Source organism: Xenorhabdus aichiensis (assembly GCF_028598775.1).
Lineage (GTDB): Bacteria > Pseudomonadota > Gammaproteobacteria > Enterobacterales > Enterobacteriaceae > Xenorhabdus > Xenorhabdus bovienii.
In genome coordinates, this window is the sequence record NZ_JAQRFO010000011.1 from 1 (window position 1) to 24,077 (window position 24,077).

22 protein-coding genes are annotated in these 24,077 nt (G+C 45.2%); 8 read left to right on the forward strand and 14 right to left on the reverse strand.

Annotation, left to right across the window (positions count from 1 at the left end; translation table 11 throughout):
* Positions 1–542: 542 nt before the first annotated feature.
* On the reverse strand, positions 543–1,397 hold the full coding sequence (gene ampE / locus PSI22_RS06990; RefSeq protein WP_273579136.1) for a beta-lactamase regulator AmpE: 855 nt from the start codon (positions 1,395–1,397) through the stop codon (positions 543–545).
* Positions 1,398–1,402: 5 nt separating this feature from the next.
* Entirely contained in the window at positions 1,403–1,945 is a 543-nt protein-coding gene (gene ampD / locus PSI22_RS06995; RefSeq protein ID WP_012989798.1) for a 1,6-anhydro-N-acetylmuramyl-L-alanine amidase AmpD, read from the reverse strand.
* Positions 1,946–2,248: 303 nt separating this feature from the next.
* On the opposite strand from ampD, the gene ppdD reads away from it, so the two are divergent.
* The 6 genes from ppdD (at position 2,249) to yacG (ending at position 7,269) form a co-directional block, all read left to right on the forward strand.
* A complete protein-coding gene (ppdD, locus tag PSI22_RS07000; RefSeq protein WP_273579137.1) occupies positions 2,249–2,671 on the forward strand; it encodes a prepilin peptidase-dependent pilin in 423 nt (140 codons plus the stop codon).
* A 91-nt stretch (positions 2,672–2,762) separates the two neighbouring features.
* On the forward strand, positions 2,763–4,334 hold the full coding sequence (gspE, locus tag PSI22_RS07005) for a type II secretion system protein GspE (RefSeq protein ID WP_273579138.1): 1,572 nt from the start codon (positions 2,763–2,765) through the stop codon (positions 4,332–4,334).
* Positions 4,331–5,530 (forward strand): protein transport protein HofC, encoded by a 1,200-nt coding sequence (gene hofC / locus PSI22_RS07010; RefSeq protein ID WP_273579139.1) that lies wholly within the window; start codon positions 4,331–4,333, stop codon positions 5,528–5,530. Before gspE ends, hofC begins: the two co-directional genes overlap by 4 nt.
* Positions 5,531–5,663: 133 nt before the next feature.
* A complete protein-coding gene (coaE, locus tag PSI22_RS07015) occupies positions 5,664–6,287 on the forward strand; it encodes a dephospho-CoA kinase (protein ID WP_273579140.1) in 624 nt (207 codons plus the stop codon).
* The gene (zapD, locus tag PSI22_RS07020) at positions 6,280–7,038 is read left to right on the forward strand and encodes a cell division protein ZapD (RefSeq protein WP_273579141.1); all 759 of its coding nucleotides are present in this window, start codon (positions 6,280–6,282) and stop codon (positions 7,036–7,038) included. The genes coaE and zapD overlap by 8 nt, the downstream gene beginning before the upstream one ends.
* A 33-nt stretch (positions 7,039–7,071) precedes the next feature.
* Complete coding sequence (yacG, locus tag PSI22_RS07025; RefSeq protein ID WP_012989804.1) at positions 7,072–7,269, forward strand: DNA gyrase inhibitor YacG; 198 nt, start codon at positions 7,072–7,074, stop codon at positions 7,267–7,269.
* A gap of 54 nt (positions 7,270–7,323) precedes the next feature.
* On the opposite strand, the gene mutT is transcribed toward yacG, so the two are convergent.
* Positions 7,324–7,728, reverse strand: coding sequence for an 8-oxo-dGTP diphosphatase MutT (gene mutT / locus PSI22_RS07030; RefSeq protein WP_273579142.1), 405 nt, complete (start codon positions 7,726–7,728; stop codon positions 7,324–7,326).
* A gap of 261 nt (positions 7,729–7,989) precedes the next feature.
* On the opposite strand from mutT, the gene PSI22_RS07035 reads away from it, so the two are divergent.
* A complete protein-coding gene (locus tag PSI22_RS07035; RefSeq protein ID WP_273579143.1) occupies positions 7,990–9,600 on the forward strand; it encodes an ATP-binding cassette domain-containing protein in 1,611 nt (536 codons plus the stop codon).
* Between the two features lie 97 nt (positions 9,601–9,697).
* Here PSI22_RS07035 and secA read toward each other — a convergent pair whose 3' ends face one another.
* Together secA and secM are read right to left on the reverse strand one after the other, a co-directional pair.
* Positions 9,698–12,406, reverse strand: a complete 2,709-nt coding sequence (gene secA / locus PSI22_RS07040) for a preprotein translocase subunit SecA (protein ID WP_273579144.1) — start codon at positions 12,404–12,406, stop codon at positions 9,698–9,700.
* A 107-nt stretch (positions 12,407–12,513) separates the two neighbouring features.
* Entirely contained in the window at positions 12,514–13,050 is a 537-nt protein-coding gene (secM, locus tag PSI22_RS07045; RefSeq protein ID WP_273579145.1) for a secA translation cis-regulator SecM, read from the reverse strand.
* 37 nt (positions 13,051–13,087) lie between these two features.
* On the opposite strand from secM, the gene PSI22_RS07050 reads away from it, so the two are divergent.
* Positions 13,088–13,624 carry a DUF721 domain-containing protein gene (locus tag PSI22_RS07050; RefSeq protein ID WP_273579146.1) on the forward strand — a complete coding sequence of 179 codons (537 nt, stop codon included), beginning with the start codon at positions 13,088–13,090 and terminating at the stop codon, positions 13,622–13,624.
* A 91-nt stretch (positions 13,625–13,715) separates the two neighbouring features.
* Here PSI22_RS07050 and lpxC read toward each other — a convergent pair whose 3' ends face one another.
* The 9 genes from lpxC to murD all read right to left on the reverse strand — a co-directional run bounded on the left by lpxC (position 13,716) and on the right by murD (position 24,077).
* The gene (gene lpxC / locus PSI22_RS07055; RefSeq protein WP_273579216.1) at positions 13,716–14,633 is read right to left on the reverse strand and encodes a UDP-3-O-acyl-N-acetylglucosamine deacetylase; all 918 of its coding nucleotides are present in this window, start codon (positions 14,631–14,633) and stop codon (positions 13,716–13,718) included.
* Positions 14,634–14,731: 98 nt separating this feature from the next.
* Positions 14,732–15,895, reverse strand: a complete 1,164-nt coding sequence (gene ftsZ / locus PSI22_RS07060) for a cell division protein FtsZ (RefSeq protein ID WP_038257648.1) — start codon at positions 15,893–15,895, stop codon at positions 14,732–14,734.
* Between the two features lie 66 nt (positions 15,896–15,961).
* Positions 15,962–17,218, reverse strand: coding sequence for a cell division protein FtsA (gene ftsA, locus PSI22_RS07065; protein ID WP_038209103.1), 1,257 nt, complete (start codon positions 17,216–17,218; stop codon positions 15,962–15,964).
* Positions 17,219–17,240: 22 nt separating this feature from the next.
* Positions 17,241–18,065: a cell division protein FtsQ gene (ftsQ, locus tag PSI22_RS07070; RefSeq protein WP_273579147.1), complete on the reverse strand. Its 825-nt coding sequence runs from the start codon at positions 18,063–18,065 to the stop codon at positions 17,241–17,243.
* Position 18,066: 1 nt separating this feature from the next.
* Positions 18,067–18,987: a D-alanine--D-alanine ligase gene (locus tag PSI22_RS07075; protein ID WP_273579148.1), complete on the reverse strand. Its 921-nt coding sequence runs from the start codon at positions 18,985–18,987 to the stop codon at positions 18,067–18,069.
* On the reverse strand, positions 18,980–20,455 hold the full coding sequence (gene murC, locus PSI22_RS07080; protein WP_273579149.1) for a UDP-N-acetylmuramate--L-alanine ligase: 1,476 nt from the start codon (positions 20,453–20,455) through the stop codon (positions 18,980–18,982). Before murC ends, PSI22_RS07075 begins: the two co-directional genes overlap by 8 nt.
* 36 nt (positions 20,456–20,491) lie before the next feature.
* Positions 20,492–21,577, reverse strand: a complete 1,086-nt coding sequence (gene murG, locus PSI22_RS07085) for an undecaprenyldiphospho-muramoylpentapeptide beta-N-acetylglucosaminyltransferase (RefSeq protein ID WP_273579150.1) — start codon at positions 21,575–21,577, stop codon at positions 20,492–20,494.
* Positions 21,574–22,767 (reverse strand): cell division protein FtsW, encoded by a 1,194-nt coding sequence (gene ftsW, locus PSI22_RS07090; RefSeq protein ID WP_273579151.1) that lies wholly within the window; start codon positions 22,765–22,767, stop codon positions 21,574–21,576. Before ftsW ends, murG begins: the two co-directional genes overlap by 4 nt.
* Positions 22,767–24,077 carry a UDP-N-acetylmuramoyl-L-alanine--D-glutamate ligase gene (murD, locus tag PSI22_RS07095; protein ID WP_273579152.1) on the reverse strand — a complete coding sequence of 437 codons (1,311 nt, stop codon included), beginning with the start codon at positions 24,075–24,077 and terminating at the stop codon, positions 22,767–22,769. Before murD ends, ftsW begins: the two co-directional genes overlap by 1 nt.

A 24,077-nucleotide genomic window follows, 5' to 3' on the forward strand; every position in this document is an offset into this window, starting at 1 on the left:
GTGTTTAAGTGTTTAAGTGTTTAAGTGTTTAAGTGTTTAAGTGTTTAAGTGTTTAAGTGTTTAAGTGTTTAAGTGTTTAAGTGTTTTCATATCGTTATATATTTCAAATTTAGAAATATATTTACATATAGGAAAAACAATTAGGCCATATTATAATCTGGAAGGTATTTCTATTTTAACCTGAATAATCCAGACTATTTATCAATTCATGTACCCATATAAAAAAGCGAAATCATAATATTTAGAAGAATAACACTTCATCAATAAATATAAAATTAATCAATTAAATACAAATCTCAGTGAAAAAACATTTATTATGGAGCAATGTTCATCTAATTACTTTCACTATATAACATCATAACTCATAAATTTAAATAATAAATAAACAAAGCAGACAAAAAATAAAATATATTATTAATCGAATGATTTAAAAAGAAAGGAATCTTAAAACCAGACCCCTTTCACATTTATATATATCCTTCATCTTCCAACTTGTTGTTTTGCTGGAGGCTTTCATTCCCCCAGTAACTTTTTTTCATTCGTTAAGCTAATGCTCCATAGATCGTCAACAATGCAACAATAATCACAATAGTCAATGTCGCCTTTTTCGCCAACCTAACAGCCGCAACAGGAGTTTCTATTGGATTAAGATGAGGTTCCTTACTTAAAGCAAACTGAGCCAATTGACTTACCACCTTATATTGCGATGTCCGAAAATCACTGAGGGATGCAACCCAAGCTGGCAATGCTTTTTCCCCATGCCCTAATAAAGCATAAGCGATCCCCGCCAGACGTGCAGGAACCCAATCTAGACAGTGCAGCAAACTATCAACCCCAGTTTGTGCACGTTGCACAGCCGTTCCGTGTTGTGCCAACCATCCTTGATAACCCCTCAAAAAACCGTACCCCACTAAGATTGCAGGGCCTAATTTTCCCATCACGACCAACCAGAAAATCGGTGCAAGATAATAACGGAAATTTATCCAGATCAATGCATTCTGTATCTCACGCAGCCGCTCATCTTTTGTGGTATCAGGTAAAGTTCCCTGTATCATCGTCAAACGGGCAAGATGATTATTTTGCTGATCCAGATCATCAAGACGTACAGTTCGAAGATATTCCCGATAGTCATAACGCAGAGACCCTGCACCAATACATAACAAGCTGATCATGATATACAGCAGAATTCCCGGTACACCAAAAACCACATCACTCAAAACATCAATAAGTTTCCAGGTCAGTAATACGACCAGCAGGGTCATACCCAAACTGCTCCATAATGAAAATAATTTCATCCTGGCAAACAAAGGGGACAAATAGCGTTCCAACTGCCAATGGTCGCCCATCTTAAAAACACGTTCCCATGCCAGTACTAACAATAGAATAAAGAGAGTCATTCAACTCACTCCTTCAATAGTTGCCGATAGTGTTCCCAATAAAAATAAGGCCCTGGGTCGGTTTTCCTACCCGGAGCGATATCACTGTGCCCCGTAATATTATTGCGGATATCAGGAAAGTGACAGATAAGCAGTTGGGTAACTTCCGCCAATCTGAGGTACTGGATTTCACTAAATGGCTCATAATCCGTCCCTTCCAACTCAATACCTATCGAGAAGTCATTACATTTCTCACGGTCACAGTAGCAGGATACGCCAGCATGCCAAGCTCTTTTATCAAAAGGGACATATTGCACAATTTCTCCATCGCGGCGGATTAAGCAATGAGCAGAAACACATAATCCCTTTATCTCATTAAAGAACGGATCTTCATCTGAATTCAGCGTTCCCATAAATAGCTGATCGATATAAGGCCCGCCAAACTTGCCGGGAGGTAAACTGATGTTATGAATGACCAGTAATGATGGGATTTCACCTTCTGGACGCAGATCATAATATGGAGAGATAACCTTCCTTGCACCATCAATCCACCCTTCATGCAGCTTCATTCTTCTACTCTCCTCAATATCTCAACAGCAATATTCCCAACCAAGTGGAATGGCACCACTCAAAGTGTAACAGGTTAACATGTTAGCATTTTCAATCGAGTACTATTTCTGGCGTGTTTTTCATTTGCGAACCAGCTCGAAAATTCATCTGTAAAAAATGTAACGAATAGTTATTTTTTCGAGCTATTTCCATAACTATTACTGAAGCTATTTTATTTTTCTCTGTTTTTGCCATCCTTATGAACGCCGACATCTATCGGAGATCATGCGCCATACCATGAGAAAACACACAAAGGAGGAAGAATGAACCAACAAGGGTTTACATTAATGGAATTGATGGTTGTTATGGCGATTGTGTCTATCCTTGGCGCAATTGCTATTCCCAGTTATCAGGGATATATCCAAAAAGCAGCATTAACCGATATGCTACAAACTATTGTGCCTTATAAATCTGGCGTTGAACTTTGTCGTTTTGAAACAGAAAACTATAAAGACTGCAATACTGGCCATGCATCAATCCCATCAGGTCATAATAGCCGCTATATCAGCACCGTTACGGTAAAGGACGGAGAAATAATCATCGCCGGGCAACAGAATCTCAATGGGCTCACTACCACCTTAAAACCAACCCAAGATACCAAAACCGGCGTTATCTACTGGCGTACCATTTGTGATACTAAAAATGAATCCTTAAAATTGAAATGTCAGGAAACTTTTAAATTTTAAACAGTTAAATTTTAAAACTATTCTATTTTCAAACATATCATCTCGAAAAATAAGATTTTCAAATTGCTTCAGCATTAAAGGAATATAGAAAATGAGAAACAAGGAAAATGTATTAATGGAAAGGGAAATCAATGAACTGTGTCAACGACATCAGGCCATTATTATAAAAAGAGAGATCCATACCATGACTATTGCCTGTAGCAAATCACCCAATGAAGATTTCATTGCTGCATTACGGTTTATTTCTGGCTCAATCATTAATGTAGATATTTGGCCAAAAGCAAAAATCGAATCCATGCTGACACAAGGAAATGCATTGGTATCTTGTGCAGAAAATCACTGTTCTGAAAATGATGATGAGGAACATTATCGTATCGAAAAACTGGATGTCCCCTATTCCAATCACAATGAAATACAAACAAACGATGCCCATTCTGAAGATATGGACACGCCAGTTATTCAATTAATTAATCAAACGATATCAACCTCAATACAAAAAAGAGCCTCAGATATTCATTTTGAACCTTCTCAACGTGGCTATCGGATACGTATTCGGGTTGATGGGATCCTGCACGCTGTATCATCACCTTCTCCCCAAATGAATACCGGCATTCCAGCCCGCTTGAAGATCATGGCAAAACTCAATATTGCTGAAAAACGCCAGCCGCAGGATGGGCAATTTGACTGGAATGATAACAAAAGCAGTTATGCAATACGTATATCAACGTTGCCAACTCTACATGGAGAAAAGATTGTCCTGCGCGTTTTAAATACCATACACCAGCTATCGCTGGAGCAACTTGGCCTGCCAGAGCCTCAATTGCAACTTTTAAAACAAAAAATCCACTTACCGCAAGGTATGATCCTAGTGACAGGCCCGACAGGAAGCGGCAAAACCGTCACACTGTATAGCTGTCTGCAATATTTAAATCAGGCGAAGAAGAATATCTGTAGCGTCGAAGATCCGGTAGAAATTCCCTTAAATGGCATCAACCAGACACCAGTAAACAACAAAATTGGCCTCGATTTTGCCAAAGTTCTCAGAGCATTATTACGGCAAGATCCCGATATCATTATGGTCGGTGAAATCCGTGACAATGAAACCGCCGAGATATCGATGAAAGCAGCGCAAACAGGTCATCTGGTCTTATCGACACTGCATACCAACTCGACAATTGATACATTATCCCGCCTGCAAAATTTGGGGATTTCAGGCTATACCACAGCATCGTGCGTGAAATTGATTATTGCACAGCGGCTGGTACGTACACTCTGCCCCCATTGCCGCCAGCAAGATAAAGAGCACACTGCCATCAATGTCTCCAATGGCGCTATTCCTATAAAGCAACCTGTTCCCATAGAACGATCCGTTTCAATAAAACAACCCGATTCCGTAAAACAATCTATTTCTATAAGACAATGGCTTGCGGTTGGCTGTGAACACTGTTTTTCCGGCTATTATGGCAGGACAGCCATCTACGAGTTTCTTGAAATCAAGCCAGCCCTCCAACAGGCCCTGTCAGAACACTCGATTGACAACCTTCCACAGCTGCTCGCTGCACAACAGCATTCAACTCTTTTTTCCGCAGGGCTGGTCTTGGTGGAAAAAGGCATAACGACACTGGAAGAGATTTATCAGATTACAGGTCAGGAAACAGCATGAAAATGGAATATATTTATCAATGGCAAGCGGTCAATAGAAAAGGAAACATTGTAAAAGGGGAAAGCATCGGTCAGAGCAAACAAAACGTGTTTCAACATCTGAGTCACCTTGATTTGCAACCTTATACCATTAAATGCAAAAAACTCATTCATTACAGCGAAAAGGAAATCGCTTATCGCTTACATTTCATTCATCAATTAAGCACATTACTGGCATCAGGTATTCCCCTATTAAAGGGGCTTACTCTCTTATTGCAGGAATGCAAACAAATGCTTTGGCGATGTGTATTAACGGATATTATTCAAAAAATCAGCCAAGGGGAGTCATTTTCCACGACACTGGGACACTATCCCCGGCTATTTTCGCCCCTATTTCGCCAGCTTATCGCGGTAGGCGAAGAAACCGGCCAACTTGAAACCTGCTGTCAATTGATTATTAACCGATTGGAACAACAAAATATATTACGTAAGAAAATCCAGAAGGCTTACCGTTACCCCTTAATCGTAGCCTTTGTAACTATTCTTGTCATTTTACTGATGCTGATTTTTGTTCTACCGGAATTCAAGCAAGTTTATTCTTCGTTTGATGCCTCACTGCCTCTCTTAACGCAGTGGGTTTTATCAGCCTCTGATTTCCTGATTAATCACGGTGTATTACTTTTGGCAATAGCCTCTCTATTGATAATCAGCTACCTATGGCTGCGCCATCAATTTCCCACACTGCAAATAAAAGAAAAGATGTTCCTTCTGAAACTCCCTCTTTTTAAGCAACTCACCATTTATCAACAAACCAACCAGATATTTCATATTCTGTTTATGACACAAAAAGCAGGTCTAACACTAACGACAGGGCTGGAATGTGCTCTGAACGCGACTCACCACCCTGTATTCATGGCAGGGGTAAAAAATCTGTACAGGCAAATTCAGCAAGGTATACCCATGAGTGATGCTTTAAAAAAAGAAATGTACTTTCCACCATTATGTCAGCAGTTTGTCATGATAGGTGAAGAATCAGGAGAATTAGAATTATTTTTGGGGAATCTAGCGGCATGGTATCAAGAACAATCAATCAGCCTCGCTGATAGTCTAGTGCAATTACTTGAACCCGTACTAATGCTGATAATGGCAGTGATTGTTGGTTTATTATTGCTGGCTATGTACCTGCCTGTTTTTCAGTTAGGTACAATACTAACGTAACAGTTCATTTACATGTTCCACTACCTCTCTTCGGGGATCGCAAAAGCAGGAATTATACCCGTTTGTTTATAGCCCATCTGACTCCCTTGAGTTACAATTTAAATATGCTATCAGAAATATTTTAAGGGATAGAATGAGTTATATTATTGCACTCACAGGTGGAATTGGTAGCGGTAAAACGACTATCTCTAATGTATTTTCATCCCTTGGTGTCCCACTTATTGATGCAGATATTATCGCCAGAGAAGTTGTTGCTCCAGGCTCCCCCGCATTGCAGACAATCGCAGAGCACTTTGGTGCTGACATATTGCTGCCGGATGGCAGTCTAAATCGCGTCCTTCTGCGCCAAAAAATTTTTGCAGTTCCAACAGAAAAACAGTGGATCAGTGCACTTCTCCACCCGCTGATACACACAGAAACCCAACAGCAACTAAGCCAAGTCACTGCCCCTTATGCCATTTGGGTCGTTCCTCTGTTAATTGAAAATAATTTAATGCATTTAGCAGATCGTATTTTAGTTGTTGATGTTCCCCCTGAAGTACAGATCAGCCGAACAATGACACGTGACGGAGTGAGTCGTGAGCAAGTCGAGAACATTCTGGCTGCACAGGCCAACCGTCATGAAAGGCTGGAAAAAGCGGACGATATCATATTCAACCATCACAATGAGCAGGATATCATCTCCCGTGTGGTCGAATTACACCAACAGTATTTAAAACAAGCAGAATCAGTCAGACAGGAAAATCGTAATGAGTGATGCAACCTCCACTATTATCTTTGAACACCCACTTAATGAAAAAATGCGTTCATGGTTGAGGATTGATTCTTCACTGCAACAACTGGAAAAACAGCGGCATTTAGATTCATCGGCGAGTTGCCTCGCGTTTTTCCGCACGATTGCCGAATTAATCGAAATACTGGAACGCGGCGAAGTTCGCTCTGAATTATTGAAAGAGCTGGATCGCCAACAGGCAAAACTAAAGCAATGGCTCGGTTCGCCCGATGTTGACACGGCGATGATCCACATACTGATAGAGCAACTCAAGGAACGGAGCATCGCCTTGAATAAGGCTCCACGTCTCAGCCAGCACATTAAAGAAGATCGTATCATCAGCATTGTGCGTCAACGGCTTAGCATCCCGGGAGGATGTTGCAGTTTTGACTTGCCCACGCTACACCTGTGGCTGCATTTACCACAGTCTGTCAGAGATAAAACCGTCAACTCTTGGCTGGACGGCCTGCGTCCATTACAGCAAGCACTGGAAAGCATCCTGGAATTAATACGCCAATCCGCTATATTTTCCCCAAAAATCAGCCACAACGGCTTCTATCAGGGAAATGCTGATGAATCTGACTTATTGAGATTAAAGTTAGATGTCGTACTGGATGCGCTGGTCTATCCGCAAATATCCGGTCACAAGACCCGCTTTGCCATCCGCTTTCTGCCGATGGATAGCGAACACGGTGTTGTACCTGCGCATTTGTCATTTGAATTAGCCTGCTGTTAACATAGCCTTCAAATCAAGCAGGAGAAAGTAAAGATGTCTGAAGTATTGACCGTCGCATGCCCGACTTGCGCTAAAACGGTAATATGGGGAGAAATCAACCCATATCGCCCATTTTGCAGTAAACGTTGCCAACTAATCGACTTAGGCGAATGGGCCAGTGAAGAAAAGAAAATCGCCAGCCAGGACGACAGTTCAGAAAACGATAGCTGGAGCGAAGAACCAGATCGGTAATAACCATCAAAGTAGCGCCGATTGTATTCGGCGCTACCGTTAATTATTTATTTTTTAATGAGATCCACTTTTGTTGAGCAAAGCCACTATGCTGCGGTTTGCCGGCGGAAATTCATCAGCGATCAATTCGGTTTGCAAAACCCAACGGGAAGGTTGCCCCTCTTTACCAAATGGCTCATTTTTCCATTGATCCACAAGGTAAAAATAGAGTGTGATATTTCTGTCAGAAAACTCATGAGTGATAGTTTCCACCAATTCACAATGGGTTACCGTGATCCCCACTTCTTCCTTCAGTTCCCGAATGAGCGCCTGCTCCGAAGTTTCTCCCTGTTCAAGTTTTCCTCCCGGAAATTCCCAAAAGCCGCCCATATGTGAATCAACATGACGCTGGGTGATAAAAATTTCATCATTGGTATTTTTAATGATGCCGGCCGCAATATGCAGATGTTTTTTTTCCATAATGGTTTTTCTTGCAGTTGATTAATTAATCAATGTGATTATTTCTTGCAGACTATAATAAACAGTCATATGAGAAAGAAACAGGATTAATCTCATCAGAACCGTAATCACGTCTTATCGCTTTTTGCCAAGCTTCAGCCGAATAAAAGCCTATTATGTGGACACATTCTGGTAAACGGTATCTGAGAGAGATTAGCCAACAAATAAAATCCGACCTAGAAAGCATACAACCATACTTTAAAAATCAAGGAAGCATCATTCATGCAATATGAAGGTCAACCATTGATCGAAGCAAAGCAAATCGCCTATCAATTTTCTGGTGAAATCACTCCTCTGTTTTCTGGTATTGATATGGTTTTGAACGCGGAACAACACGTTTTGGTCGGTCGTAACGGTATTGGTAAATCTTGGCTAGCATCAATATTGGCTCGGCAAATACCACCGACAGAAGGCAGTGTGAAACATTTCTGCGATGTTGGCTATCTGTCACAAGGCCTAACATCCTTTTCAGGTAATGCGGCTGAGATGTTAGGACTAACTGAGATCATGAAAGCCAATGAACGCATTCTAGCGGGCGTCGGTGATATGACAGATTTTGATGTCATGGAAAATCATTGGGATTGGCAATTTCAAGTTGAATCCCTATTGGCAGAAGGAGAATTGCGCTCTGAAGTATTAAACCAGCCTTTTAGTTCTCTCAGCGGTGGAGAACAGACTCGTCTCAGACTGCTGGCACTAAAACATCAGGGAGCGGAGTTTATGATTTTGGATGAACCCAGCAATCACCTTGATCGACAAGGGCGTCTCTGGTTGGCTCAATGGCTGACAACTTTCAGTGGCGGTATTTTACTGATTACTCATGATCCCCAATTATTACAACATGTGTCAGTTGTCTACGAACTCAGTGGGTTAGGGCTATGCCGCAGCACAGGTGGATGGGAAACGTGGTTAGAAAGTAAGGAACAGCTACGGTTAGGTGTACAGCGCGAGGTTGATCAGACTCGTAAAAACCTCAAACAAGCCTTGCGTGATAAGCAAAAAGATCGAGAAAAAGCCAGTAAAAGACAAAGCCAGGGTAAACAACGGCGGGAAAACGCCAATCAAAGTAAAATCATTCTTGATCGGGAATTAGGGCGCTCAGAAGCCTCGCTGTCACGACAGGCTAAACAACATGAGGAACGATTACAGCGAAGCGCTTCTCTGGCCACAGATGCCAGAACAAAACTGGAAATCATCGATCCTCTGTCAATCACGGTTGCTGCGCCGCAAGTAGCGACTGCCCCGTTACTTTATCTGCAAAATGTCATTTTACCTTTTGGCTCAAGTTCTCCCATCAGTTTAACGATGAATCATAGTGATCGCCTCGCTATCACGGGGAAAAATGGCAGCGGAAAATCTACCTTGCTAAAAGTGATGGCAGGTTTATTCCCTGCCAAACAAGGCACTTGCCGAATAACGCCTTCCTATCGTCTGATGGATCAACACTTTTCATTTCTTGATAAAAACCAATCCGCACTGCATAACTTTCAATTACAGTCACCCGGTTGGCCTGAAGATCGCTATCGTACCCGACTGGCACAACTGCGCATACGTGGTGAAGAAGCCTTGAAACCGGCAGGTTACTTGAGTGGAGGAGAGCAACTCAAGGTCGCTCTTGCCTGCTTGTTTTGTGGGCCTTATGCTCCTGCCCTGCTACTGCTGGATGAACCTGACAATCATTTAGACATTGAATCACGTGAACTACTCCAGAAAGCGCTGCATAGTTATACTGGTGCCATGGTGTTGATTTCCCACGATGATCAGTTCATTGCAAATATTGGCAATATGCAGGAATTGCTACTGGGCAGCAGCGTTCAGCCAACCATAAAATGAAAAAAACCCTCAAATCATTCTCTGAGAGATGAATTTTGAGGGTTTTATCCAATCAGCCAACGACAATGAGTCGCTGGCTTTTTATTACTGATTTTTATTATAAACTGCCGTGGCAATGCTTAAATTTTTTGCCTGAACCACATGGGCAAGGATCGTTGCGTCCCACTTTACGTACGCCACTCGCCATCTGTGCTTCTGTTTCTGACATCAAAGCGCCTTGCTCAACTTCATGGCTCAAATGCTGTTTCCTTGCCAAACGTTCAGCTTCTTCACGACGCTGATGTTCAAGGGCTTCCACTTCTTCCGGCATTCTGACCTGAACTTTACTCAATGTGCTGATCACTTCATATTTCAGTGATTCTAGCATATTAGCAAACATGGCGAAAGATTCGCGCTTATATTCCTGTTTTGGATCTTTCTGTGCATAGCCACGCAGGTGAATACCTTGGCGCAGGTAGTCCATCGCAGCCAAGTGCTCTTTCCACAGCGTATCCAAGGTTTGCAACATGATGCCTTTTTCAAAGTTACGCATCATTTCTGTACTGACGATTTCTTCTTTCTGTTTGTAAACTTCAATCGCCTTTTCAAGAATACGTTCGCGCAGCGTTTCTTCGTGCAATTCGGGTTCTTTGTCCAGCCATTCTTTAATCGGCATATCCAGATCAAAGTCGTTTACCAGACGCTCGTGCAAACCCTCTATATCCCACATTTCTTCCAGAGATTGTGGCGGAATATAGGCATCAATCGTTACCTTAAAGACATCTTCACGAATGCTGGCAATGGTTTCGCTGACATCACTCACATCAAGCAGATCGTTGCGTTGGGCATAAATCGCACGGCGCTGATCGTTAGCAACATCATCATATTCCAGCAATTGCTTACGAATATCGAAGTTACGGCTTTCTACTTTACGCTGGGCATTCGCAATCGCTTTAGTAACCCATGGGTGTTCAATCGCTTCACCCGGCTGCATACCAAGTTTGCGCATCATGCCCGTGACACGATCGGAAGCAAAAATACGCATCAAGGAGTCTTCCATTGAGAGATAGAAGCGCGAAGAACCTGCATCCCCCTGACGCCCCGCACGGCCACGTAACTGGTTATCGATACGGCGTGATTCATGACGCTCTGTACCAATGATATGCAAACCGCCCGCCGCAAGTACTCCATCATGACGCTCTTGCCATGCCGCTTTGATTTGTTCGATTTTCTCTTGGGTTGGTTCTTCCAGTTTGGCAATTTCAGACTGCCAGCTTCCGCCCAACACAATATCCGTACCACGTCCAGCCATGTTAGTTGCAATAGTGACCGTGCCAGCCTGCCCGGCCTGCGCGATAATATCCGCCTCCATTGCATGGAATTTGGCATTCAAAACGTTATGTCCAATACCTGATTTGGTTAATGCTTTGGAAATCACTTCCGACTTCTCAATCGAAATTGTCCCTACCAGTACAGGCTGACCATTGATGGTACGCTCTTTAATATCTTCAATAATCGCATCGATTTTTTCCGCTTCGGTCATGTAGACCAGATCCGGCAAATCTTTACGGATCATCGGGCGGTTTGTCGGAACAACGATAGTATCCAGTTTATAAATAGAACTGAATTCAAAGGCTTCTGTATCGGCGGTTCCCGTCATACCCGCCAGTTTTTCATATATACGGAAGTAGTTCTGGAATGTAATAGAGGCCAGTGTCTGGTTTTCATTCTGAATTTCAACACCTTCTTTTGCCTCAACAGCCTGATGCAACCCATCAGACCAGCGACGCCCCTGCATGGTACGCCCTGTGTGCTCATCAACAATGATGACTTCACCATCTTTGACGATGTAATCTACATCGCGGGTAAACAGAACGTGGGCACGCAGCGCTGCTGTTACATGGTGCATCAGCATGATGTTGGTCGGTGAATACAGTGATTCGCCTTCATCCATCAGTTTGGCGCCAATCAGCAGTTCTTCAACCAGAACCAGGCCACGCTCAGTGAGATTAACCTGACGTGTTTTTTCATCAACCGAGAAGTGACCTTCTCCCTGGAAGGTTTCTGAATCCTCTTTTTCTTGACGGATGAGTTTAGGAATCAGTTTGTCAACTTTGATGTAAAGTTCAGAACTGTCTTCCGCTGGCCCAGAAATAATCAATGGAGTACGGGCTTCATCGATCAGGATCGAGTCCACCTCATCCACCAACGCATAGTGCAGTTTGCGTTGTACCCGCTCTCCTGGGCTAAACGCCATGTTGTCTCGCAGATAGTCGAAACCATATTCATTGTTGGTGCCGTAAGTAATATCTGCGGCATAGGCTTCGCGTTTGGCAGGTGCTGGCATGTTTGGCAGGTTAATACCGACGGTCAGACCGAGGTATTCAAACAACGGCCGGTTGTTTTCAGCGTCACGCTGTGCCAGATAGTCGTTCACGGTCACAACGTGGACACCACGTCCACTCAAAGCATTAAGGTAAGCTGGCAGTGTTGCGGTCAGAGTTTTACCTTCACCTGTACGCATCTCCGCAATACAGCGTTCGTTCAGCACCATCCCACCCAGTAACTGCACATCAAAGTGACGCATGCCAAATACACGTTTACTGGCTTCACGCACGGTAGCAAAGGCTTCAGGCAAGATTTTCTCCAGTGATTCACCTTCTTTCAGGCGTGCACGGAATTGATCTGTTTTTGCTTTTAGTTCTTCATCGGAGAGCTTCTCAAAATCAGGCTCCATACGGTTGATAATATCAACCGATTTACGCAAACGGCGTAAGGTGCGGTCATTGCGGCTACCAAAAATCTTAGTGAGTAATTTAATCATCATAATTAATACATCTCAGATAAGGCCAAAGTTGCGGCCAACCAATTGTGTCTTCTAGACTGTCTAAACAAAGCTGTCTCATCAAAAAAACAAAAAGTAAGACAGGCGAGTTAAAGCAAAGATAAATGGTTAGCTGTTGGCCCCGCGCGAATTCCCTGAGTTTTAGCTACCCAGAGTGCCGGTGTGTGGGAATCAGGAAGAATAGTCGCCGTTATTTCAATATCAAGGATGGATTCAAATTGTGACGGTGCTTGTATCAGCATAGCATGCAACGTATCCAACATAAGCTGTTGCATGCATGGAGAAGAAACTCGAATGCTTTCTTTTGCTACTTCGTGTTGGGTAGGGCCAGTAATAGAAAAAGCAAAAGAAAGCCGACGAATAACGTTGCGAACAGCATGTTGCTGCCAGTAATTCAAGTGATTCGAAGGTTGACGCTGGACACTTTGTAATTGAAATAAGTGATCAAACGAGGAAAATGCCTGATTTTGGTTCCTTTGGCTGGAAGAAGTATTACTATGGGGAAGGCTTTCTGTCGTTCCAGCTAAAACAGCAGGAACACCAATTCCTGTGGCGACTATGCCCAGTAAAAGGTGAGACCAAAAATAACGCCTACCAAATTGTCGCCAAAGATTTAAAATACTCATTCACCCTTCATTAATAAATACTGGAACTGCCTTTATTATGCGAGATAGCCGACCACAATCACTGGATACGCTGTTTGAAGACGAGGCAGCTGTCGGTAAAAGCCCTCTTCAAATCATTCAACAACATGCTATTGCACTTTTGAAACTCAACCGTGCCATTCTCAGTTTATTGCCCGCACAACTGCATCCATGGTGCAGGGTCGCCAATTATCGCAAACATATTCTGGTACTGGAAGCAGGAAATGCCAGTTGGATGACCAGACTTCGCTATGAAGTGCCCGTTTTGCTTTCGACACTGAGAAGCGAAATTCTACCATCTTTATCCTCTATCGACATCAGGATTAATCCATCATTAATGGTCAAACGTAGTAATAATGCGCAAGAGTTCGCAAGATCGTCAACAACAGCACCTAATAATGATAATCAGAATTTACCAAAGCGCCAATTGAGCCATGCAAGTGCAGAAACATTAATGGTATTGGCTGAACGCAGCCCTGAAAAATTGAAAAGGAAATTAGAGAGATTGGCTGCGCTGGCCGGAGAGGGTACCAGTACAGCCAAAAAGAAGCGCTAGCGCTGAATAAAAAACATCAGCGAAAAAAGCGTGATAGATAACAGAACCCATTGATTCATCATAGGAATGTTTTCAGCACACTTTTTGGCTACTATGCCAGCACTGTCGATGGAGCACGGAAAGCCAGCGGCATTTCAGCTTCATCTTCAAACGTGACAAATTCCCAAGCACTTTCATGCGCCAAGACTGCTTGCAGCAGCTTATTATTCAATGCATGGCCTGATTTGAACGCAGTAAATGCGCCAATGATGTTATAGCCACACATGAACAGATCACCGATGGCATCCAGCATTTTATGACGGACGAACTCATCTTCAAAACGCAGACCATCTTCATTGAGTACGCGGTAGTCATCTACCACAATGGCGCAATCGAAACTGCCACCGAGGCACAGGCCTTGGGATTGCAGGTACTCAATATCGCGCATAAATCCAAAAGTACGTGCACGGCTAATCTGGCGGACAAACGAATCCGCAGAGAAATCCAAACTATAACGTTGTGAACTGGAATCAATAGCCGGATGGTTGAAGTCAATGGTAAAGTCCAGACTAAAACCGTGATATGGTGCTAATTCAGCCCATTTATCACCATCTTCTACGCGAACGGTGTCTTTCATGCGTACGAATTTCTTCGCGACATTCAGCTCTTCAATGCCTGCATCCAACAGCAGAAAAACAAACGGGCTGGCACTACCATCCATAATCGGGATTTCTGGTGCATCGACGTCAATAACAATGTTATCGATACCCAGACCTGCGAGCGCCGCGTTCAAGTGCTCAACGGTTGAAATTCGCACATTATGTTCATTTACCAGACAAGTACAGAGCATGGTATCACGCACGGATTTAGCATTCGCCGGAAAATCTACCGGTGGATTCAAATCAGTACGACGATAGATGACCCCGGTATTAGCCGGCGCTGGACGCATTGTCAGCGTGACTTTTTTACCGGTGTGCAAACCAACGCCGGTCGCTTGAACAGTCCGTTTTAATGTCCTTTGTTTGATCATCATTATATCTCGCAATGTTACCCATCCTGCCAATTACTATAAAACATAATTGGCAGGACAGTTTAGCACAAAAAGCGGAGAATCCTATCTTTTAGCTATTAATCAGCCTGTTTGCGCAAAAACGCTGGAATATCTAGATAATCAGGCTCTTTGCTTGTCTGCGCATTTTGATCATTGACCACTTTTGCAGCGGGTTTTTTCTCTTCAGACAATGACGGGATTCCACCAGACATCTGCGGGTAACGGCGATCCAGTGTATTTGACTGAGAGACTTTATTATTGGTCACCAGCGTAATTTCAGGACGCTTGTCCATCCCAATACCTGTTGCCACAACCGTTACACGCAGCTCATCGTTCATGTCTGGATCCAGTGACGTACCGATAACCACCGTCGCATTGTCAGAGGCAAATGCACGAATTGTGTTACCCACCGTTTCAAACTCATCCAGACGCAAATCAAAGCCGGCAGTAATGTTAACCAGCACGCCACGTGCACCAGAAAGATCAATATCTTCCAGTAACGGGCTGGAAATAGCCATTTCAGCCGCTTCTTCTGCACGATCTTCACCTTGCGAAATACCTGATCCCATCATGGCGTATCCCATTTCAGACATCACGGTACGAACGTCAGCGAAGTCAACGTTCATCAGTCCTGGGCGAGTAATCAGTTCAGCGATACCTTGAACTGCCCCTTTCAGGACGTCATTGGCTGCACCGAATGCATCCAGCAGGGAAATGCCGCGACCCAGCACTTTCAATAATTTGTCATTTGGAATGGTGATCAGTGAGTCCACATGTTTGGACAGTTCAGTGATCCCCTGTTCCGCGAAGGCCATTCGCTTCTTGCCTTCGAAATTGAATGGCTTGGTAACGACAGCAACGGTCAGAATACCAAGCTCTTTGGCAATTTCAGCCACAACGGGGGCTGCGCCAGTTCCTGTACCACCGCCCATGCCTGCAGCGATGAATACCATGTCGGCACCTTCCAGAGCAGTACGCAATGCTTCGCGATCTTCTTCTGCCGCGGTACGGCCGACTTCAGGGTTTGCACCAGCGCCCAATCCTTTTGTAATGCCGTTGCCAATCTGGATAGTCTGACCGACAGCTGTTTTGCGCAACGCCTGAGCATCGGTGTTAATCGCAAAGAAGTCTACACCTTCAATACGCTCACGCACCATGTGCTCAACAGCATTACCGCCGCCGCCGCCGACGCCGATGACTTTAATCACCGCGTCGTTGGTTAATTCCAGTGGTTCAAACATAATTTCTCTCCGTTTTGTGCCTTTATGTCGAGGCCGGCGTCATTGTCGCGGCCTCTGTATAAAAAATCAAAATTCTTTTCTCAGCCAGCTGCTGACTTTTTTGAACCAGCCGCTCACTGACGTTCTTTTATCGGCATCAGAATCGCCACCAAGGTGAGATTCTTTGCCATAATGCAGAAGCCCGACTGCCGTTGAGTAGCAAGGCTCCTGCACATAATCCGTCAGACCAGTAATGTTCAGGGGACGGCCAATACGTACTTGGGTATGGAATACCCGCTGAGCACATTCGGCCACGCCATCTATTTGAGCTCCTCCCCCGGTCAAGACAATCCCTGCTGCCAGATGGTGCTTTACTCCCTGCTGACGTAATTGTTCCTGCAATCGCAGAATTTCATCATTCACTAAATTCAGCAGTTCGGTATAACGAGGTTCGATCACCTCAGCCAATGTCTGGCGTTGCAGGCTACGGGGAGGACGCCCTCCCACGCTTGGAACCTCTACACTTTCATCCTTGCTGACTATCGAACCCAATGCGCAACCGTGACGAACCTTGATGGTTTCAGCATCACTTGGAGGCGTTCCAAACGCATAGGCGATATCACTGGTGACAACATTTCCTGCATAAGGGATCACCTTGGTATGGCGTAATGCGCCGCCAGTGTATACAGCGATATCCATTGTGCCGCCGCCGATATCAACGACACAGACGCCCAATTCACGTTCATCCTCGGTCAGAACAGCATAACTTGCCGCCAGACCCGCAAAAATAAGTTGATCAACTTTCAGTCCACAACGTTCAACAGCTTTTACAATATTTTTTGCCATGTCGTTATGGCAGGTAATCAAGTGAACTTTTGCCTGCATACGCACGCCAGAAAGCCCGACCGGATTTTTGATCCCTTCCTGATAATCGATAGCGTATTCCTGTGGGATCACATGCAAAATACGGTGTTCATCACGAACACGAACCGATTTGGCCGTGTGGACAACACTGTCCACATCGTCCTGTGTCACTTCTTCTTCCGAAATCGGCACCATGCCAATTTCGTTCTGGCAACTGATATGCTTACCGGAAAGTCCCAGATAAACTGAAGATATCTGGCAGTCCGCCATTAATTCAGCCTGATCAATCGCACGCTGTACGCATTTAACGACCGATTCAAGGTCGTTGACACCACCTTTATCCATACCGCGGGATGGACAACTTCCCACTCCGATAATATTAACCATACCATCGGGCAGAATTTCACCAACCAGGGCAGATACCTTTGCTGTCCCGATTTCAAGGCCAACTACCAATTTTCTGTCCGTTGATTTGATCATTGTTATTCTGCCTGTCTCTGTATTATTGCCAGTCACTGTTATTTTTCTGCCCGTTGATTGAAACCGGCGCATCAATTAATAAAGGAGCCCAACCTACCGCAGCGCCGCTGTCATAACGTAAGTCTACATAAGCCACGCGTTTCTCCGTGTTTTTCTGCAACACAGGATAAAGTTCAATAAAACGTTTAATCCGCTTCACATCATTTTTATTTCCCAGTTCCAGCCGAATGTCGTTATCCAGAATTAATTGCCAAGCATTACGCTCCGTCATGATCACCGTTTTCAATTTCATTTTATGTTCAGTAAACAAGGGCGCTACTTTGTTATATTCTGCCAATACCTCTTTCTCTTTACCTTCAGGGCCAGTAAGCATGGCGTAATGCCCTTTGACACTACGCTCTATCGGCAAACTAAATACATTTCCTTCTGCATCCAGCATGTGCGTATCATTCCAACGCACATAAGGTACGTATTCTACCAGATGAATTTTTAGTTCATCAGGCCATTGTTTACGCACAGTGACTTGCCGAATCCACGGTAGTCGTTCTATCTGACCCTGAATAATGTTGACATCCTGTGTCATAAATGTCTCGATCGCGCCAAATGCCATTATTGCTCGCCTGACATCATCATTCGTGGTGTAATGGCGTTCGCCAGTCAACACCAGTTTTGAGAGCGCTAATCTGTTTGAATCCTTCATCCAGTCCAATGTCATCCAGCCTCCCCATACGATGGTGCCAATCACCATCAGGAAGAAAACAATCCCTGCTAGATGATAGCCATTACTGGGGCGGGAGCTTTGCGTTTCACTTTCTCGCTCCCGGGTATTCCGGGCTGCCTGTGACATATCAATCGGCCAACTCCAGAATTTTCACCACGAGTTGTGAAAAACTGAGTCCGGACTGACGTGCGGCCATCGGTACTAGGCTATGGCTGGTCATACCTGGGGATGTATTTACTTCCAACAGATAGAAATTACCATTGCCATCATCCATAATATCAACCCGACCCCAACCACTGCATCCCAGCGCCTTATATGCTCTTGATGCAATATCTGCCAACTCCAGCTCTTTTTCCGCGCTCAAGCCACTTGGGCAGAAATATTTCGTTTCATTGGAAAGATATTTCGCATCGTAGTCATAAAACACTTCCGGCGCTTGGATACGGATAGAGGGTAAAACCTCATCGCCCAAGAATGCCACGGTATATTCAGGACCAAACAACCATTTTTCAACCAGCACATCCGTGTCGTACTGGAACGCGAGTTCCAATGCCCCACGCAACTCGGAATAATCACTCACTTTAGTCATACCGACACTGGAGCCTTCCAGATTCGGCTTCACCATTAATGGAAGCCCTAATTCTCGAACATATTCTTGGAGTTGAAAATCATTAACTTGTTCAAATTTTTGAGCATTAATTACGGCATACGGAGAAACTGGCAACTTTGCTCCCTGCCATAACTGTTTTGTGCGCAATTTGTCCATTGACAAAGCTGATGCCATAACACCACTGCCGGTATAAGGGATCTGCAAAAACTCCAGTACACCTTGCAGCGTACCATCTTCACCACCACGCCCATGCAGAGCGATGAAGGCTTTGCTGAACCCTTCTCCTTTGAGTTTAGTCACATCAAAGTCTTTTGTATCGACTGAATACGCATTAATGCCTGCTTCTTTCAGCCCAGCCACAACAGATTGTCCTGATTGCAGTGAAACTTCCCGCTCAGCGGATGTTCCGCCCAATAGAACAGCGACCTTCTCAACCATGATGCTCTCCCTCATTAAAAGACGGCTGTAATTTTGTTTCAGCCAAATTGCGCGCTATTTTACCGATATTACCGGCACCCTGAACCAACACTAAGTCATTGTTTTCTGTTACCTGTGACAGCATGGCTGAAATTTGCTCTGGATCTGACACAAAAATCGGGTCCAATTTCCCACGACTACGAATGGTACGGCACAAAGAGCGGCTATCAGCACCCGGAATTGGGGTTTCACCTGCCGAATACACATCCAGCATCAACAGAACATCCACCTGACTCAGAACATTGGCAAAATCATCATATAAATCACGAGTTCTCGTATAGCGGTGCGGCTGGAACAGCATCACAATACGCTTATCTGGCCAACCCGCCCTCGCAGCCTTAATCGTGGCATCGACTTCGGTTGGATGATGACCATAATCATCCACCAGCATCACGCTACCTTCTTTGCCATTGATATGTTTGAGGGAGAATTCACCCAGAAAATCAAAGCGGCGCCCCGTTCCCTGAAATTCAGCCAGTGAAGCCAGAATAGCAGCGTCATTGATCCCTTCTTCTGTCGCTACAGCGACAGCGGCGGTCGCATTCAGCGCGTTATGACGCCCCGGTGCATTCAATACAACATGCAGTTCCGGCAAGTCATCACGGCTGATGGTGAAAAACCCTTGCGCTCCCTTCTGCTCGTAATGCGTAATGCGGATGTCTGCTTCTTCGCTGAAACCATAGGTCGTGATATAACGCCCAATGCGGGGAATTAACTCTTTCACGACAGGATCATCAATGCACATCACGGCACGACCATAAAACGGCAAATTATGCAGGAAATTAACGAATGTCTGTTTCAGATTTTCGAAATCCCCCTGATAGGTATCCATGTGGTCAGCTTCAATATTGGTAACAACTGCCATCATAGGCTGCAAGTGCAGGAAAGAAGCATCGCTTTCATCCGCTTCAGCAATCAGGTAACGGCTGGTTCCAAGACGGGCATGTGTGCCTGCGGCCTTAACCAGCCCCCCGTTGACGAATGTAGGGTCAAGACCAGCCTGAGCATAAATACCCGCAATCATCGCTGTCGTCGTTGTTTTTCCATGCGTTCCCGCGATAGCAATACCATGCCGATAACGCATCAGTTCTGCCAGCATTTCCGCCCGGCGAATAACCGGGATACGTGCTTCACGGGCAGCAATAATTTCTGGGTTATCCGCAGGGATTGCCGTGGATGCAACAACCACACTGGCATCTCGTACGTTTTCCGAACGGTGGTTGAAATAAATAGTTGCACCCAGTGCGATCAGCTGTTGTGTGACGGAATTGGGTGCCAAATCAGAACCACTTATCTGATAACCTTCATTAGCCAACACCTCGGCGATACCACCCATGCCAGCACCACCAATGCCGACAAAGTGGATGTGCCTGACTTTTCTCATTTCAGGCACGGAAACTCTTAATTTCGCCAACTGTTGTGTATTCACGTTTTAATCTTCACTAGTTATGTTTACGTCGCCGTTCTACTTGGAACGGCCTGAATGATTTTCAACAGCGTCGATCAACGCTGCTGCCACACGCTCAGTTGCATTGACGATGGCAACTGAACGCGCCTTTTCTGCCATTTCCAGCAATTGTGGACGCTGCCACTGCGTGAGCAAATCCACTACGGCCTCGGCCGTAAATTGAGGCTGTTCAAGTATTTTTGCCGCCCCCGCTTTTTCCAGCGGCAAAGCATTCCAATATTGCTGGCGATCTTTATGTTGAAATGGCACAAAGATCGCAGGTAATCCTGCCGCAGAAACTTCGCTGACCGTCAATGCACCCGAACGACACACCACGATATCAGCCCACGCATAAGCCTGCGCCATATCATCAATAAATTCAGTCACTTTGAATTCAGATTTAGCTGAATTTTCATATTTTTCGTGTGTTTCTTCCTGCGCACCTTTTCCTGCCTGATGCCATATAGTGATGTGATCACCCATACGGTCAGCCACTTCTGGCATGATTTGATTCAGAATTCTTGCACCCTGACTACCTCCAACGACCAGTACACGGACAGATCCTTCTCTTCCTGCCAAACGCTGTGCAGGCACTGGCAGCGCCAGTACATCTTCACGCACAGGATTACCGACCACAGGTGCATCAGAAAATGCGCCGGGAAATGCCTGCAAGACCGTTTTCGCAATTTTGGCCAGCCAGCGGTTGGTCAATCCGGCAATACCATTCTGTTCATGCAGAACAACCGGAATGCCACACAGCCATGCAGCAATTCCACCAGGCCCTGAGACATAGCCGCCCATACCCAGAACAACGTCCGGCTGATAGCGGCGCATGATCGTTTTTGCCTGCCGGATCGCCTTAAAAATTCGGACAGGAGCCGCAAAGAGTGCTTTTATTCCTTTGCCACGCAATCCTGAAATTTGGATAAATTCAATATCAATACCCTGTTTAGGAACCAAATCCGCCTCCATGCGATCAGCGGTTCCCAACCAGCGAATTTCCCAGCCTTGTTCTTTTAAATGTTGGGCAACCGCCAGCCCCGGAAAAACATGGCCTCCCGTACCGCCTGCCATTACCATTAAACGCCGGTTTCTGCCGCTCATTTGGGGCTCCTTACAAACGCCTGTGCTTTTGCCAGACGCACTTCATAATCAATTCGTAATAATAAGACGATGGCCGTTGACATCACGATCAAACTCGAACCACCGTAACTCACAAGAGGTAATGTCAAACCTTTCGTTGGCAACATACCTGACGCTGCACCGACATTAATGAATGTCTGAAAGCTGAACCAGATGCCGATTGTACAAGCCAAAAAACCAGCAAAGCGCTGATTAAGCTGTAATGCGCGGCGACCAATCATCATTGCGCGAAAGGCGACGAAGAATACCATTGACAACACTAAAACCACACCCAAATAACCTAATTCTTCGGCCAGAATGGAGAAAATAAAGTCAGTATGCGCTTCGGGCAGGTATTCCATTTTCTGGATTGAATTTCCTAATCCCTGTCCGAAAAAGTCCCCACGACCAAATGCCATCAGCGATTGTGTTAACTGGTAACCGCTGCCGAACGGATCATCCCACGGATTAAGGAAAGAGGTTACTCGACGCATACGATAAGGTTCAGCAACAATCAACACGCAGACGGCAAATATTCCACAGCCAATGATGGCAAGGAACTGCCACAATTTGGCACCGGCCAGAAACAACAGCGCCAGCGTTGTCACAAACAAAACAATAACGGTTCCCAAATCGGGCTGCGCCAATAGCAGAATAGCCAGCGCAATCATTACGCCCATAGGCTTGCAGAAACCCCAAAAATTGTTTCTCACTTCCTCTACTTTTCTCACCAGGTAGCTCGATAGGTAACAAAAAAGTGACAACTTCGATAATTCCGCTGGCTGAATACGCAATGGGCCAATCGCCACCCAGCGCGATGCACCATTGACAGAGCTGCCAACCAGCAGTACCACAACAAGCATGATGATCGTGCCCAGCAATATGATGTTGCTGTAACGCTGCCAAAACTCCATTGGGATGCGCAAGGTGATGAGTGATAATATAAACGCCAGCACCAAGTAAATTGCATCACGCTGTGCAAAAATAAACGGATCTTGTGCGAGACGCTGACCCACTGGCATTGAGGCTGATGTCACCATCACAAAACCTATCACAGCCAATCCCAATATCATCCAGACCAAGGTACGATCATACATGACGATATCCGTGGCATCGGTCTCCACGTTCCCCGTCAGCCAATTTTTAAATTTACCGAGGCCTGGAATAGTCATTAGCCTAGCTCCTCTGCCAAACGGGCAAATTCATGGCCGCGATGTTCAAAACCGTGGAACTGGTCAAAGCTCGCGCAAGCGGGTGACAACAGCACCATGTCGCCAGCCATCAGCTTCGGGGCAATTTCCCTCATTGCCTGTTCCATCGTTTCTGTCAACGTGGAAATTTCAGGACGCAATTGGGCCAGCTGATTTCCATCACAACCAAAGCAATAAAGGCGAATGTTATTTCCCGATACATAAGGTTGCAGTGGAGTAAAGTCAGCAGCTTTTCCATCCCCGCCGAGTAAAAGATAGAGCGTACCCTCCAATGTCAGTCCACTGAGTGCTGCCTGGGTACTGCCGACGTTTGTTGCCTTAGAATCATTTACCCAACGAACGCCATTTCTCATATGCACTACTTGAAAACGGTGTGCCAACCCCGGATAAGTCTGCAATGCCTGAAGACTGGCTTCGCGAGGAATACCTACGGCATCAGCCAACGCCAGTGCTGCCAAGCCGTTGGTGTAGTTATGTTGCCCTGTCAACCGAATCTGACGGGTTTCCAATAAAGATTGATGGTTAACCACCAGTTGTTGACGTCCACTCTCAAGCTGGTAAACACCACTATCCACACCAAAACTGATACAGCGGCTATCTTTACCTGCTTCCGGCAATGTCAATTCATCCTGTTCATTTACCACGCACACTTTTGCCTGATCATAGATACGCAGTTTTGCTGCACGATACTGCGACAACCCGTCCGGATAACGAACCATATGGTCTTCAGTGACATTCAAAACAGTCGCTGCGGCAGCTTTCAGGCTGTAAGTAGTTTCAAGCTGAAAACTGGAAAGTTCCAATACATACAACTGGCAAGGCTGTTTCAGCAGTTCCAGTGCAGGAACACCAATATTTCCTCCCACACCAACCTGCCATCCGGCTTCTTTTGCCATCTCCCCGACAAGAGTCGTGACGGTGCTTTTACCATTTGAACCCGTAATGGCGACAATCGGTGCCGTCGCCTCACGGCAAAACAATTCAATATCACCGACAATTTCAATGCCAGCATCGGCCGCTGCCTGTAACTCAGGTGTTGCCAGTGCGATACCCGGACTGGCAACGATTAAATCTGCGTCCATCAACCATTGTGTATTCAGGCTACCAGTGTGACACTCAACGTCATCAGGCAGCTTATCGCTGCCCGGTGGCACTAGGCGGGTATCCATCACACGTGGAGTCACACCACGTGCCATGAAAAAGTCAACGCAGGAGAGACCCGTCAGCCCCAGTCCAACAATAACGACTTTTTTACCCAAATATTCAGCCAT